The organism is Parahaliea mediterranea (genome assembly GCF_017255185.1).
Classification (GTDB): Bacteria; Pseudomonadota; Gammaproteobacteria; order Pseudomonadales; family Halieaceae; genus JAFKCZ01.
Genome location: NZ_JAFKCZ010000002.1, coordinates 84,643 through 97,926 on the forward strand (window position 1 = coordinate 84,643; position 13,284 = coordinate 97,926).

Here is a 13,284-nt window from a genome sequence, read left to right on the forward strand (position 1 = left end):
GCACCCTGTCAATCGAAAAAATAGAAAGGCCCCGCTGTTCGTCCCGGGGCCAGCCCGGTATGCTACCAGACTTTGTTCCACCCACTGCGCATCACTTTCCGGCATTCCGATGAGCGAATCCTCCCTGGTCCCTGAACAACAGCTGGTTTTCTCCCCCGGCCTGGCGGCGACCATCGGCCTGGAGGAGGCGGTGCTGCTGCAGCAGCTGCACACCCTGTTCCAGCACCGTTCACCGCAACTGCGCGGCGGCTTTGCCTGGCTGACGGTGGAGCGCGACTTCCTGCTGCGCCTACTGCCCTTCTGGGGGCCGATGGACCTGCACCGCATCCTGCGCAGCCTGGTGGACAAGGGCGTGCTGCTGGTGGAGTCGCCACCCGTGCACAGCGCCGAGCAGCTGGTGTTCGCCCTCAACGAAGCTGCCAGCGCCCCGGCCGCGCCCCAACCGCGCGCCGCCGCGACAGCGCCACCGCCGCAACGACGCAGCGCCGCGCACCTGCCGCCCAACTGGGCCCCCAGCGAGGACCTGCTACAGCTGCTGGCGCTGAACCACAACATCCCGCGCCAGTTCGCCGTGAACCAGCTGGAAGATTTCATTTGCTACTGGCGCGAGCGCGGCGATATCAGCCACGCCTGGGAAAACAAGTTCCGCCAGCACGTGACCGCCGCCTGGCGCCGCCACCAGCAACAGCAGGCGGAGGCCATGCGCGCCCCGGAGCACGCCCCCCTGGACCGCCACTGGCGCCCCAGCGAGGACGCCCTGGAGATCATGACCCGGGCGGGGGTGGACCGAACCTTTATCGAGGAGGCGATCCCCGAGTTCGTGCTCTACTGGCGCGAGCGCGGCAGCGCCCCCCGGGAACTGAACACCAAGTTCATCCAGCACATACGCCTGCAGTGGGCCCGCTACACGGCCAGCGTGGCACACGGCGGCGAGCCGGCGCCCATCGCCGACGACTGGCAGCCGGACCGGGATGTGTACGACATCCTGCGCATGTCGCACATCGACGAGACCTTCGCTCGCGCCCTGCTGCCGGAATTCATTGTGTACTGGCGCGACAGCGGCCAGGTGCACACTTCCTGGAACAGTAAGTTCCTGCAGCATGTAAAATACCACTGGGCGAGACAGCACCAGATGCAACAGGCGGGAGGCAAACATGACGGACCACAGCAGCGACCTCATCAATCAGGTCGCACGCGGGATCGAAGCCTCGCGGACGACCTCAGCGACACCTCCTGGGCCAACTGAGCCCCGGCGCCCGCAGGCGCCGGCGGAACACATCGAGGCGATCAACCAGGTCTTCGCCCTGTTCCGCCTGAACTACCACAACCAGTACTACGCGGCCTACCCGGACGCGGAGCAGCTGAACCAGATCAAGAAGCTGTGGCTGGATTCACTGGGCGACTACCCGGTGGAGCAGATCCTGCGCGGCGCCCGCCACGCGATCGAGCACAGCGAGTTCCTGCCGACACTGCACCGGATGCACGAGTGCTGCCAGCAGGGCCTGGCGGACCTGGGCCTGCCCACGGCCCGCAACGCCTACCTGGAGGCCTGCAATGCACCGTCGCCGAAGGCGGCCCAGCGCTGGTCGCACCCGGCGGTCTACCTGGCGGGCCGGGACAGCGACTGGTTCCTGCTGGCGGGCAGCCCGGAGCGCGACAGCTGGCCGGTGTTCGAACGCCACTACCGGGATTACTGTGCGCGGGTGATGCGCGGTGAGACGCTGGAGGTACCGCGCGAGCGCGCTCTGAAGCGGCATGAGCCGGAGCCCTTGCCTGTCGAGGAGCAGTTGGCGCAGTTGCGCAAGTTGCGGGATGAGACTGGACTGTAAAAAAACAAGCTCATAGTTAACAGGCCAAGAATAGTACGTGCCTTCGGTAGCCGGCGCACTGGCGGCAGGGGGTGCGAAACGGCCGCTGACTTTTGGCAGCCGGAGTACTGCTGCGCAACTCGACCATTTTTGCTGCGCAAAAATTGGGACTCGGCCAGTGCTCGCAACAAAGCGTTCTCCGGCTGCCAAAAGTCAAAGCGCGACCTGATTGTTTCGCACCCCCTGCCGCCAGCGCGCCTGAACTCCGAGCGAGTTCGGTGTTTAATGAGCAAATGCCTCTTAGGCCGATTTACGGAGTACCGAAAGGAGCAGTGGGCGTGCCCGGGTGCTTTCCCGGACCGTCAGCGCCCTGGACGGGCGCTGCCGAGCCCCCATGGATGGGTTCACGGCGTGTCCGGGAAGGCACCCGGGCATGACCGCTGCGGCAATTACGCTCGAGGGGAGATCAGAGTGTAACTGAATAAAGCCCTGTACTGACGCAGCTCTCACCAGTGCGCCGACTACCGAAGGCACCCGGCCATTAATCCTCGTATGACCCCCGGGCCAGGTTCTCGAAGCGCGTAAATTGCCCGATAAAGGCCAGCCGGCAGGTGCCGATGGGGCCGTTCCGCTGCTTGCCGATAATGATCTCCGCCACCCCCTTGTCCGGCGAGTCCTCGTGGTAGACCTCGTCGCGGTAGATAAACATGATCACGTCGGCGTCCTGCTCGATCGCTCCCGATTCCCGCAGGTCCGAGTTCACCGGCCGCTTGTTCGGGCGCTGCTCCAGCGAGCGGTTCAGCTGCGACAGCGCCACCATCGGGCAATTGAACTCCTTCGCGATCGCCTTCAGGTTACGGGAAATCTCCGAAATCTCCGCCGTACGCCCCTCCGATGAACCCGCGATCTGCATCAGCTGCAGGTAATCCACCATGATCATGCCAATCCCGCCGTGCTCCCGCGCCACCCGGCGCGCGCGGCTGCGCAGTTCGGTCGGGGTCAGGGCCGGAGTGTCATCGATGTGCAGGGGCACGTCCTTCAGCTTCGACACCGCCGCGCTGAGCTTCGGCCAATCCTCCTGCTCCAGCTTGCCGTTGCGGATGCGGGTTTGGTTGATCTTGCCGATCGAGGACAGCATCCGGATCACCAGCTGCTCCGCGGGCATCTCCATACTGAACACCAGGACCGGCTTGTCCTGGGACAGCACCGCGTTTTCCACCAGGTTCATCGCAAAAGTGGTCTTACCCATCGAGGGGCGGCCGGCGACAATCACCAGGTCCGAGGGCTGCAGGCCCGAGGTCATGCCGTCGAGGTCGGTAAAGCCGGTGGTGAGGCCGGTGATATCACCGCCGGAGGTAAACAGCTCCTCGATCCGCTCGATGGCCGCCTGCAGCAGGGGATTGACGTCCCGCGGACCACCGGCCTTGGGGCCCTGTTCCGAGATCCGCATGATCAGGCGCTCGGCCTCGTCGATCAGCTCCTCGGAGCTGCGCCCCTCGGGATTGAAGCCGCTCTCGGCAATGGACTGGGCGGCCTCGATCAGCTTGCGCAGGGCGGCGCGTTCGCGCACCACCTGGGCGTAGGCGCGGATATTGGAGGCGCTGGGGGTATTGCTGGCCAGCTCCGCCAGGTAGGCAACGCCACCGGCGGCGTCCAGCTCGCCGGTGGCGGCGAGCTTGTCCGCCACGGTGATTACGTCCACCGGCTCCGCCGCCTCCGCCAGCTTGGCAATCTGGCGGAAGATCATGCGGTGGTCGGGGCGGTAGAAATCCGAGGCCGAGGCCGCCTCGGCTACCGAGTCCCAGCCCTCTCCCGACGACAACAGCAAGCCGCCGAGCACGGACTGCTCCGCCTCGATGGAGTGGGGCTGCATCTTGATGCGGGCGACATCTTGATCCGGGGCTTCGGGGTAGGATAGCTCCGGGAGATCGGCCGGGTAGTCGGGCTCGGGCATGGTAGCGATGATCTGGCTGGTCGGCTGCACAGATTAAACAATCTGGCTGCGGGACTAAAGCCGAAACGGCGGATCGGGCGGGATTGCTTGCCTATAGCAGCTGTAGGGCGGGATTCAATACACGTCACGGAGACCCGACAGGCCACCGCGGTCGAATGAATTCGACCCTACAGGGCAACCCCCTGTAGGGCGGAATTTATTCCGCCGCTTTTCGGTCGAATGAATGCCCCGAAAAGAGGAGCCCGCTGTGCCCGAAAAAGAGGGGCAGGCTCTCGACCCTACAGAGGAGCAGCGACGGCCTTGCGGCCGACGCCTGTGCGGGGAGAGGTCTTACTCCGCGACGACGGTGACGTTGACCGTGGCGGTGACGTCGCCGTGCACCTGGATGTCGACTTCGTACTCACCCAGTTCACGCAGCGCGCCTTCCGGCAGCTTCACCTCGGACTTGTCGACTTCGCAGCCGGCAGCGGTCAGGGCGTCGGCGATATCGCGGGTGCCGATGGAGCCGAACAGCTTGCCTTCCTCACCGGCGTTGGCGCCGATGGTTACGGCATCCAGCGCGTTCAGGGCCTCGGCGCGCTTCTCGGCAGCGGCCAGCTGCTCCGCGGCGGCGGCCTCCAGCTCGGCGCGACGCGCCTCGAACTCGGCGACATTGGTCTCGGTGGCGGGCACCGCTTTGCCCTGGGGAATCAGGTAGTTGCGGCCGTAGCCGGCTTTTACGTCAACCTTGTCGCCCAGGCCACCCAGGTTGCCGATGTTTTCCAGCAAAATGACTTCCATCTTACTATCCTCTACATTTCGGGGAGTTGCCTCCCGCTATTAACAATTCTGTTCTGTCTCACTGCCGGCTGTCGTCACCGCCCGGCCGGACCCAGCGCTGGCGAAACCGGAGCCAGCTGTCCGCAATGGCGAAACCGACCACCAGCAGCTTCACCGGATCGAAGAACAGCCACAGCAAATAAAAGGCCGTGAGCCATCCCCCGCCTCGCCCGCGCCACGCCGCCCGGGCGTGCACCAGTGCGAGACCGGCGAAGTTGAGCGGGATCAAACAAATCACCGCCCAGGTCCTGTATTCCACCCCGAGGCTGGCCAGGGCCACCGCCGCCAGGGTCAGCGCCAGCGTTACCGCCGGCGGCAGGTACAGCGCCCGGAACTCCTCGGCGAAGCCGCCCGGGTTGTACAACGCGGCCTGCCACCAGCGCGCCAGCAGCAGGCAGGCGATGGACAGCAGGCCGTTGGCCGCGCCCATCATACCGGCGACTTGCACCGCCGTGGGCCGTAGCAACTGCACCGCGCCGGCCTCGCCGGAGGACAACTGCTGCTCCAGATTGGTGATGAATTCGTCGAAGAACCCCACCATCTGGTCCAGCATGCCCTGGCCGAAGGCAAGCAAGCCCAGCCCGGTCAGCGCCCCCAGGGGAACGCTCGCGAGCACCGCCAGCGGCAAACTCACGGTGGCGCGCAGCACCAACGCCAGCGCCATCGTGGACACCAGCAAGGCCAGTGGGCCACTGTCGCCGAATACCAGCATCAGCGTGCCCGCCGGCAGCAGCGCCCACAACAACAACCAGGCGCCCTGCCCCGCGCCGCGGCGCAGGGTGACCAGTGCCAGTACCGCGGCACTGATCCAACACAGCATCAGGCTCCCGGCGCCGGCCACGGTGACCAACAGCGCCTGCAGGCGCCCGCGCATCACGAATTCGGCAAGCCCCTTCAACTCAAGCCTCTCCCTACCCCTGCCGGGGATTTGGGTACGACGCGGAGAACGAGATGCTTACTGGTGAGAGTCCGTGTAGGGCAGCAGCGCCAGAAAGCGGGCGCGCTTGACCGCGGTGGACAGCTGGCGCTGGTACCTGGCCTTGGTGCCGGTAATACGGCTGGGTACGATCTTGCCGGTCTCGGAAATGTAGGCCTTGAGGGTATCCAGGTCCTTGTAGTCGATTTCCTTCACGCCCTCGGCGGTGAAGCGGCAAAACTTACGGCGACGGAAAAAACGTGCCATGGTGATGACTCCTTAAGCTCGGTATACGTTACGGGAAGCGGCTGCGCCTTACTCGGCGGCGGCCTCTTCCTTGTTCTCGGCTGACTCTTCGCTCTTCGCCTCGGATTTCGCGGCGTCGGCGGCCTGGCGTTCCTCGTGGCGGGTCTTGCGCTCGCGGCTCTCTTTCTCGGCCTTCATGATGAAGGACTCATCGGTCACGGCCTCGTCGCGGCGAATCACCAGGTTGCGGATCACAGCGTCGTTGTAACGGAAGGTAGTGGTGAGCTCTTCCATCGCGTCGTTGGAAGCTTCCACGTTCATCAGCACGTAGTGTGCCTTGTGGATTTTGTTGATGGGGTAGGCCAGCTGGCGGCGACCCCAATCTTCCAGACGGTGGACCTTGCCGCCGTCCTTCTCGATGGTGTTGGAGTAGCGCTCGATCATGCCGGGCACTTGTTCGGACTGGTCCGGATGGACCATGAATACGATTTCGTAATGACGCATCAGTCGCTCCTTACGGGTTAATGCCACCCGTCGCTCCCGTGGGAGGCGGTGTGGCAAGGAGAATCGGCGGCATGCATCCGCCGGGCAAATTTTGAGGCGCGGATTCTACAGCCTTTCAGGCAAGCCCGCAATAGCGGGCGCTATCCGCCTTCGGCCACCGCCGCCAGGCGCTGCCGGCGCGCCTCGAACAGGCAGATGCCGGTGGCCACCGACACGTTCAGGCTGCTGACCGAACCCGCCATGGGCAGATGCACCAGGTGGTCGCAAGCCTCCCGGGTGAGCCGCCGCAGCCCGCTGCCCTCGGCGCCCATTACCAGGGCAACCCCGCCGCCGAGATCGCAATCGTACAGGGAGGCGCTGGCCTCCCCGGCCGCGCCGTAGAGCCACAAGCCCCGCTCCTTGAGGGCCGCCAGGGTGCGGGCGAGGTTGGTGACCCGCACAAAAGGCACGGTTTCGGCCGCGCCGCAGGCCACCTTGCGGGCGGTGGGACCGAGGTCCGCGGATTTATCCTTGGGCACCACCACCGCGTCCACGCCGGCGGCGTCGGCGCTGCGCAGGCAGGCCCCCAGGTTGTGGGGATCGGTGACTCCGTCCAGCACCAACACCAGGGGCGGACGGTCGACCTCGTCCAGGTGGCGCAAGAGGTCGCTCTCCTGCCACAGGTTGGCGTCCGCCCCCCGGGCGTCGGCGACCACCTCGGCCACCACCCCCTGGTGACGCCCCGATACCTGGCGATCGAGATCCTTGCGCGGCAGCTCGCTGACGGCCACCCCCTGGTTGCGGGCCAAATCCAGCAGCGCGGCCATGCGCTTGTCCTGGCGGCCCCGCTGCACCAGCAGGCGCCGCACCCCGGCGGCGTTGCGCCGCAGCAGAGCGTCCACCGCGTGAATACCGTATACCAGCTCCACGGTCAGTAATGCCGGCGCAGGCCGGTCTTGCCCTTGCCGCCCTTTTTGGCGCCCTTGGCGCCGCTGGATTTTTTGCCTTTCTTGCGCTTGCCCGGGGCCGACGGCCCGGATGACTTGCCGGACGACTTGCCATCCAGCAGCTCGAGGTCGATTTTCTTGTCGTCCAGGTCAACCCGGGCCACTTGCACGCGCACCCGGCCGCCCAGTTTGAAACTGCGGCCGCTGCGCTCGCCCACCAGGCGCTGCTTGGCGGCGTCGAAGTTGTAGTAGTCGCCGGGCAGCGCGCTGATATGCACCAGGCCCTCGATGTAGAGATCCTCGAGCTCCACGAACAGGCCGAAGCTGGTGACCGCGCTGATCACGCCGTCGAAGGTGTCGCCCACATGGTCCTGCAGGTACTCGCACTTCAACCAGGCCTGCACGTCGCGGGTGGCGTCGTCGGCCCGGCGCTCGGTCATCGAGCAGTGCTCCCCCTGCACCGACATGCTGTGCAGGTCGTAGGGGAAAATGTGTTTGGCCGGTATCGGCTCCGCGCCCTTTTGTCGCTGCACCAGCTTGGTCCGCTTCCGCGAGCGGATCACATGGCGGATGCCGCGGTGCACCAGCAGGTCGGCATAGCGCCGGATGGGCGAGGTAAAGTGGGTGTAGGCCGGGTAGTGCAGGCCGAAGTGTCCCTCGTTGTCGGGCCGGTACATCGCCTGACTCAGGGAGCGCAACATCATGGTCTGGATGACATGGGCGTCATCCCGGCCGGCCACCTGCGACAGCAGGGCCTGGTAGTGCTCGGGGGTGGGCTTGTCGCCGCCGCGCAACTCCAGCCCCAACTCGCCGAGGAAGGCCCGCAGGTTTTCCAGCTTCTCCGCGGTGGGCCCCTCGTGCACCCGGAACAGCATGGGCAGCTCCAGCTCCTCGTAGAAGCGCGCCGCCGCCACATTGGCGCACAGCATGCACTCCTCGATCAGCTTGTGGGCGTCGTTGCGCTGCACCGGCACGATGGCCTCGATCTTGCGCTGCTCGTCGAAGACGATGCGCGTTTCCTCGGTCTCGAAGTCAATGGCACCGCGGTCGTCCCGGGCCGCGCGCAACACGCCGTACAGCTTGTGCAGATTCATGATATCCGACACCACGTCCGGGTCGACGTCCCGGTGCCAGCCCTCCTCGATCACCTCCCCCACCTGGGTGTAGGTAAGCCGGGCATGGGAGTGGATTACCGCCTCGTAGAAGCGGAAGCGCTTGAGATTGCCCCGCCGGCTCAGCTCCATTTCGCAAACCATGGCCAGGCGATCCACTTTTGGCATCAGGGAACACAGGCCATTGGACAGCGCCTCCGGCAGCATCGGCACCACGCGCTCGGGGAAGTACACCGAGTTGCCGCGCAGCGCCGCCTCCTCGTCCAGGGCCGAGCCGGGGCGCACATAGTGGGACACATCGGCAATCGCCACCCACAGGCGCCAGCCGCCGAGGCGCTTCTCGCAGTACACCGCGTCGTCGAAGTCCCTGGCGTCCTCGCCGTCGATGGTGACGAAGGCCTTGCCGCGCAGATCCACGCGATAGGCCTTGTCCTCCTCCCGAGGCTCTGACTCCAGGGATCCAGCCTCCCGCAACACCGCATCGGGCCACTCAAAGGGTATGCCGTGGGAACGGATCGCCACGTCGATCTCCAGCCCCGGGTCCAGGTGATCCCCCAGCACTTCGGTGACACGGCCCTTGGCGCCCAGCTTGCGGGTGGGGTAGTCGGTAATCAGGGCGGTGACAATCTGCCCGGAGCGGGCCCCGCCTTTCTCGGCGGGCGGAATCAGGATATGGTTCTGGATGCGGGCGTTGTCGGGGACCACGAAACCAATACCACTCTCTTCCTGGTAGCGGCCGACAATGCTGCGGTTGCCGCGATTGAGCACCTCCACCACCTTGCCCTCGGGCCGGCCGCGGCGATCCTGGCCGGTCACCATCACCAGCACCTCGTCGCCGTCGAACACGAACTGCATCTGCCGCGCGCTGAGGTAGACATCGTCGCCCTCGACCAGGGGCATGGCGAAGCCGTAGCCGTCGCGGTGCCCCTGCACCCGGCAGTGGACCAGCTGGAGCTTGTCCACCAGGGCGTAGTCCCCCCGGCGATTCAACAGCAGCTGGCCGTCGCGCTCCATGGCGCGCAGGCGCTTGCGCAGGGCCTCGACGTCCATCTCGTCATCCAGCCCAAGCCGACCGGCGACCTGCCCGTGATTCAAGGGCCTGTCGGCGTCGGTCAACAGCTGGAGAATGGCTTCGCGGCTGGGGATGGGGTTTTCATAGCGCCGCGCTTCGCGCTCGGCGTGGGGATCGGCAATCTTGCCTTTTTTTGTCATAAGGTGGGGATCTTCCTCGAATTTTCTCGATTCGTGTATTTTTTCAGTCAAGCAGTATACGCGACTATTGACAGGTGCGCCCGGTAAAAGTAAAGTGCGCGCCCTCAGGTGGTGACACCATCTGTGACCCCGTCGCGGCGGGGACGTTCACCGAATCCTGCCCAGGTGGTGAAATTGGTAGACACGCTAGCTTCAGGTGCTAGTGCTCGAAAGGGCGTGGAGGTTCAAGTCCTCTCCTGGGCACCATTTTGAAGAAGGCCGAGCAAATGCTCGGCCTTTTTTGTTTCGCCAGACCGGGCTCCCGGCTCTACGGTTCGGGCATCCCCCCCAACCCAATTGATAATGCCATCAGGAATCACCGCCCCTGGCCGGGTTTTCATGGCGACGCGCCAGCTCAATAAAGGCGTTCAGATACTCGACACGGTCGTCGCTTTCACGGGTGCCCAGATAAATCTGCTTGGCAATTCCCTTCCGCCCCAGGCGCACCACTTTCAGCGCCAGCCGGCTGCTGTACTCCTCCGCCAGCCAGCGCGGCAATGCCGCCACGCCGCGACCGCTGGCCACCATTTGCAGCATAATGTCCGTGGTCTCGCTGGTTTTATGCCGTTTTGGCACGACCCCCGCCGGATTGAGGAACTGAGTGTAAATATCCAGCCGATCCGCGGGCACCGGGTAGGTCAACAGCACCTCGTCACGCAAGTCATTCGCATTGAGATAACGGCGATTCGCCAGCGGATGATCGAGCGGCACGACCAGCACCTGCTCATAGTCGAAGACCGGATCGAAGCGCAGCCCGCTCTTGTGAAAAGGGTCCGGCGTCACCAGCAAGTCGATCTCGTAACCGACCAACGCGCCTACGCCGCCAAACTGGAATTTCTGCTTCACATCCACGTCCACGTCCGGCCACTGCTCGAGGAAGGGGGACACCACCTTCAACAACCATTGATAGCAGGGGTGGCACTCCATGCCTATGCGCAGTGTGCCGCGCTCCCCCCGGGCCATCTGCCGCAGCTTGCTTTCGGCATGCTCCAGTTGCGGCAGTAATCGGTTGGAAATGCCCAGCAGATATTCCCCCGCCTGGGTCAGGCGCAGGTTACGGCCTTCGCGCAACCAGATCGGGGTGCCTAATTTGTCTTCGAGCTTGCGAATCGAATGACTGAGCGCCGATTGGGTCAGGTGGAGGTGGCTGGCCGCCGCTGTAAGGGAGCCGTGCCGGTCAACGGCCTGAATCACCGTCAGGTGAATGCGCTCGAGCATCATTTTTACCATGAACAAAAATAATCAATAACCGAAAATACAGCATTATTATTCATTTTTTAAGTTATCTGCCCCGCCCCACCAACACTCAATAGAGATCAAGCAGGGAACACTGCGGTCTTGATTCACAGCCTCGCCCCCGCACCGGCAACAAGCGCGAAACATAAACTCGACGGCCATTAGCATTCCAGGAGCGAATACAACAACAGCGCACCCACCGCCGGGGCACCCTGTCGAAGCGCGACACCAACCCATGAATAAAACTAATGGTTAGATGATATTGTTTCAATTTTATTCATGAAATGCCCGGCATAAAATACACACCTCGCTCAACCGCAGCCAATATAGGGGCTGCCGAGAGAATGCCAGAAAAATTGTAGAACGCTGAAAGACAGGAAATGAACTCAGGTTCTATCTCGGGAATCAGGATACCGGATCGCAATGAATAACGAGCTTACATTCACCATCACGACCATTTGCTTCGATGATAACTATCGCCCATCGGACAACACCCGCATCACCACCAATTTTGCGAACCTGGCTAGAGGCGAGAGCCGACAAGACAACTTGCGAAACACCCTGAGGATGATTGACAGTCGCTTCAACGCCCTTGCGCATTGGGATAATTCCAATGCGGACCGATATTCTGTCGAGCTTGAAATCGTTTCCGTTGATATTGATGTTGAAGGCAAGGGCGAGACCTTCCCCACGATTGAAATACTAAAAACGAATATCGTCGATCACAAAAACAACAAGCGCATTGAAGGCATTGTCGGCAACAACTTTTCCTCCTATGTGCGGGATTATGATTTTAGCGTATTGCTGTCGGAGCATAATAAGCATCAATCCGAATTCAAGCTTCCAGAAAACTATGGCGATCTTCACGGAAAAATATTCAAAGCTTTCCTGAACTCCAATGCCTATAGAGATAACTTCAAAAAACCACCGGTTATCTGCCTGAGCGTCTCCAGTAGCAAGACTTATTATCGGACCGAGAACCAGCACCCCGTACTGGGTGTTGAGTACCAGCAAGATGAATATTCTTTAACGGATGAATATTTCAAAAAAATGGGCTTGCAGGTTCGCTACTTCATGCCGCCAAACAGTGTCGCGCCTTTGGCATTTTATTTCCGCGGCGATTTGCTTGGCGATTACACCAATCTCGAACTAATCGGCACCGTCAGCACGATGGAAACCTTCCAGAAGATATACCGGCCCGAGATTTACAACGCGAATGCCGCCGCGGGAAAATCCTATCGACCAAGCTTGAAGCATCAGGACTATTCGCTAACCCGGATTGTTTACGATCGGGAAGAACGTAGCCAGCTGGCAATTAAGCAGGGAAAGTTTACGGAAGAGAAGTTCATCAAGCCGTACAAAAGCATCCTTGAGCAATGGGCTGCGAACTACGCCATTTAATCCATCAAGACCGAAAAGACCATTTACTATGACACCAGTATTACCAACCTCAACTGCTGGCAGCCTGCCCAAGCCGTCGTGGCTTGCAGAGCCCGAGAAACTTTGGTCACCCTGGAAATTACACGGCGACCGGTTAATTGAAGGCAAGCGGGATGCTCTACGCCTGGTATTGCAAGAGCAACAACTCGCGGGAATCGATATTGTTAGTGATGGCGAGCAGACTCGCCAACATTTTGTTACCACGTTTATTGAGCACCTCAATGGCGTTGATTTTGAGAAACGTGAAACCGTTAGGATTCGCGATCGCTATGACGCCAGCGTGCCGACTGTGGTTGGCGCCGTCTCTCGCCAAAAGCCTGTTTTTGTTGAAGATGCCAGGTTTTTACGCCGGCAGACCACGCAAGCCATTAAATGGGCCCTGCCAGGTCCCATGACGATGATCGACACCCTTTACGACAGCCACTATAAAAGTCGCGAAAAGCTTGCCTGGGAATTTGCCAAGATTCTCAACCAAGAAGCCAGGGAATTAGAGGCCGCCGGTGTCGACATCATCCAATTTGATGAACCTGCGTTTAATGTATTTTTTGACGAGGTGAATGATTGGGGTATTGCCACTTTAGAAAAAGCTATTGAAGGGCTGAAATGTGAAACCGCCGTGCATATTTGCTATGGCTATGGCATCAAAGCCAATACGGACTGGAAAAAGACACTGGGTTCAGAGTGGAGACAATATGAAGAAGCGTTTCCAAAACTACAAAAATCCAACATCGACCTCGTATCATTGGAATGCCACAACTCTCATGTTCCAATGGATCTAATCGAACTCATTCGAGGCAAAAAAGTGATGGTGGGAGCCATCGACGTGGCCAGCAATACCATTGAAACACCAGAGGAAGTCGCCAACACCCTACGAAAGGCGCTTCAGTTTGTCGATGCCGACAAGCTCTATCCTTGCACTAACTGCGGTATGGCGCCCCTGTCTCGCCAGGTCGCAAACGGCAAACTAAACGCTTTAAGCGCAGGCGCAGGAATCGTTCGGAGAGAACTCTCGACCCCGTGTTGATCCACACCCGATACCCTGGAACCACCATGGCGCTTCCCCGTACTGCTA

At 61.8% G+C, this 13,284-nt stretch carries 12 protein-coding genes and 1 tRNA gene; 5 read left to right on the plus strand and 8 right to left on the minus strand.

Features of this window, described 5'->3' with window-relative positions:
* Window positions 1-109 precede the first annotated feature (109 nt).
* On the plus strand, window positions 110-1,246 hold the full coding sequence (locus tag JYP50_RS02850; protein WP_206558967.1) for a DnaT-like ssDNA-binding domain-containing protein: 1,137 nt from the start codon (window positions 110-112) through the stop codon (window positions 1,244-1,246).
* Window positions 1,155-1,829, plus strand: coding sequence for a replication protein P (locus JYP50_RS02855; protein WP_206558968.1), 675 nt, complete (start codon window positions 1,155-1,157; stop codon window positions 1,827-1,829). Before JYP50_RS02850 ends, JYP50_RS02855 begins: the two co-directional genes overlap by 92 nt.
* Before the next feature lie 520 nt (window positions 1,830-2,349).
* Here the strand turns inward: JYP50_RS02855 and dnaB are convergent.
* From dnaB to rnr, 7 genes are all read right to left on the minus strand, one after another.
* Window positions 2,350-3,762: a replicative DNA helicase gene (gene dnaB, locus JYP50_RS02860; protein WP_206559103.1), complete on the minus strand. Its 1,413-nt coding sequence runs from the start codon at window positions 3,760-3,762 to the stop codon at window positions 2,350-2,352.
* A 330-nt stretch (window positions 3,763-4,092) separates the two neighbouring features.
* Complete coding sequence (rplI, locus tag JYP50_RS02865; RefSeq protein ID WP_206558969.1) at window positions 4,093-4,542, minus strand: 50S ribosomal protein L9; 450 nt, start codon at window positions 4,540-4,542, stop codon at window positions 4,093-4,095.
* Window positions 4,543-4,600: 58 nt separating this feature from the next.
* Entirely contained in the window at window positions 4,601-5,479 is an 879-nt protein-coding gene (locus JYP50_RS02870; RefSeq protein ID WP_206558970.1) for a hypothetical protein, read from the minus strand.
* Window positions 5,480-5,536: 57 nt separating this feature from the next.
* The gene (gene rpsR / locus JYP50_RS02875; protein ID WP_117318793.1) at window positions 5,537-5,764 is read right to left on the minus strand and encodes a 30S ribosomal protein S18; all 228 of its coding nucleotides are present in this window, start codon (window positions 5,762-5,764) and stop codon (window positions 5,537-5,539) included.
* 48 nt (window positions 5,765-5,812) lie between these two features.
* Window positions 5,813-6,247, minus strand: coding sequence for a 30S ribosomal protein S6 (gene rpsF, locus JYP50_RS02880; protein WP_206558971.1), 435 nt, complete (start codon window positions 6,245-6,247; stop codon window positions 5,813-5,815).
* Window positions 6,248-6,387: 140 nt separating this feature from the next.
* Window positions 6,388-7,155 (minus strand): 23S rRNA (guanosine(2251)-2'-O)-methyltransferase RlmB, encoded by a 768-nt coding sequence (gene rlmB / locus JYP50_RS02885; protein WP_431311285.1) that lies wholly within the window; start codon window positions 7,153-7,155, stop codon window positions 6,388-6,390.
* A gap of 2 nt (window positions 7,156-7,157) precedes the next feature.
* Window positions 7,158-9,497, minus strand: a complete 2,340-nt coding sequence (rnr, locus tag JYP50_RS02890) for a ribonuclease R (RefSeq protein WP_206558972.1) — start codon at window positions 9,495-9,497, stop codon at window positions 7,158-7,160.
* Window positions 9,498-9,656: 159 nt separating this feature from the next.
* On the opposite strand from rnr, the gene JYP50_RS02895 reads away from it, so the two are divergent.
* Window positions 9,657-9,743: transfer RNA gene (locus JYP50_RS02895), tRNA-Leu, on the plus strand.
* Between the two features lie 102 nt (window positions 9,744-9,845).
* Here JYP50_RS02895 and JYP50_RS02900 read toward each other — a convergent pair.
* Window positions 9,846-10,766 carry a LysR family transcriptional regulator gene (locus tag JYP50_RS02900; protein WP_241262772.1) on the minus strand — a complete coding sequence of 307 codons (921 nt, stop codon included), beginning with the start codon at window positions 10,764-10,766 and terminating at the stop codon, window positions 9,846-9,848.
* A 429-nt stretch (window positions 10,767-11,195) separates the two neighbouring features.
* On the opposite strand from JYP50_RS02900, the gene JYP50_RS02905 reads away from it, so the two are divergent.
* Both JYP50_RS02905 and JYP50_RS02910 read left to right on the plus strand, forming a co-directional pair.
* On the plus strand, window positions 11,196-12,173 hold the full coding sequence (locus JYP50_RS02905; RefSeq protein WP_206558973.1) for a DUF1852 domain-containing protein: 978 nt from the start codon (window positions 11,196-11,198) through the stop codon (window positions 12,171-12,173).
* Between the two features lie 28 nt (window positions 12,174-12,201).
* Window positions 12,202-13,236 carry a methionine synthase gene (locus JYP50_RS02910; protein ID WP_206558974.1) on the plus strand — a complete coding sequence of 345 codons (1,035 nt, stop codon included), beginning with the start codon at window positions 12,202-12,204 and terminating at the stop codon, window positions 13,234-13,236.
* Window positions 13,237-13,284 lie beyond the last annotated feature (48 nt).

What these genes read in the sequence shown, in the direction of transcription:
- JYP50_RS02910 (WP_206558974.1), top strand. Translation starts at nt 12,202, where the DNA reads ATGACACCAGTATTACCAACCTCAACTGCTGGCAGCCTGCCCAAGCCG.
- rplI (WP_206558969.1), bottom strand. Translation starts at nt 4,542, where the DNA reads ATGGAAGTCATTTTGCTGGAAAACATCGGCAACCTGGGTGGCCTGGGC.
- rnr (WP_206558972.1), bottom strand. Translation starts at nt 9,497, where the DNA reads ATGACAAAAAAAGGCAAGATTGCCGATCCCCACGCCGAGCGCGAAGCG.
- JYP50_RS02850 (WP_206558967.1), top strand. Translation starts at nt 110, where the DNA reads ATGAGCGAATCCTCCCTGGTCCCTGAACAACAGCTGGTTTTCTCCCCC.
- rpsF (WP_206558971.1), bottom strand. Translation starts at nt 6,247, where the DNA reads ATGCGTCATTACGAAATCGTATTCATGGTCCATCCGGACCAGTCCGAA.
- JYP50_RS02900 (WP_241262772.1), bottom strand. Translation starts at nt 10,766, where the DNA reads ATGGTAAAAATGATGCTCGAGCGCATTCACCTGACGGTGATTCAGGCC.
- JYP50_RS02905 (WP_206558973.1), top strand. Translation starts at nt 11,196, where the DNA reads ATGAATAACGAGCTTACATTCACCATCACGACCATTTGCTTCGATGAT.
- rpsR (WP_117318793.1), bottom strand. Translation starts at nt 5,764, where the DNA reads ATGGCACGTTTTTTCCGTCGCCGTAAGTTTTGCCGCTTCACCGCCGAG.
- dnaB (WP_206559103.1), bottom strand. Translation starts at nt 3,762, where the DNA reads ATGCCCGAGCCCGACTACCCGGCCGATCTCCCGGAGCTATCCTACCCC.
- JYP50_RS02855 (WP_206558968.1), top strand. Translation starts at nt 1,155, where the DNA reads ATGACGGACCACAGCAGCGACCTCATCAATCAGGTCGCACGCGGGATC.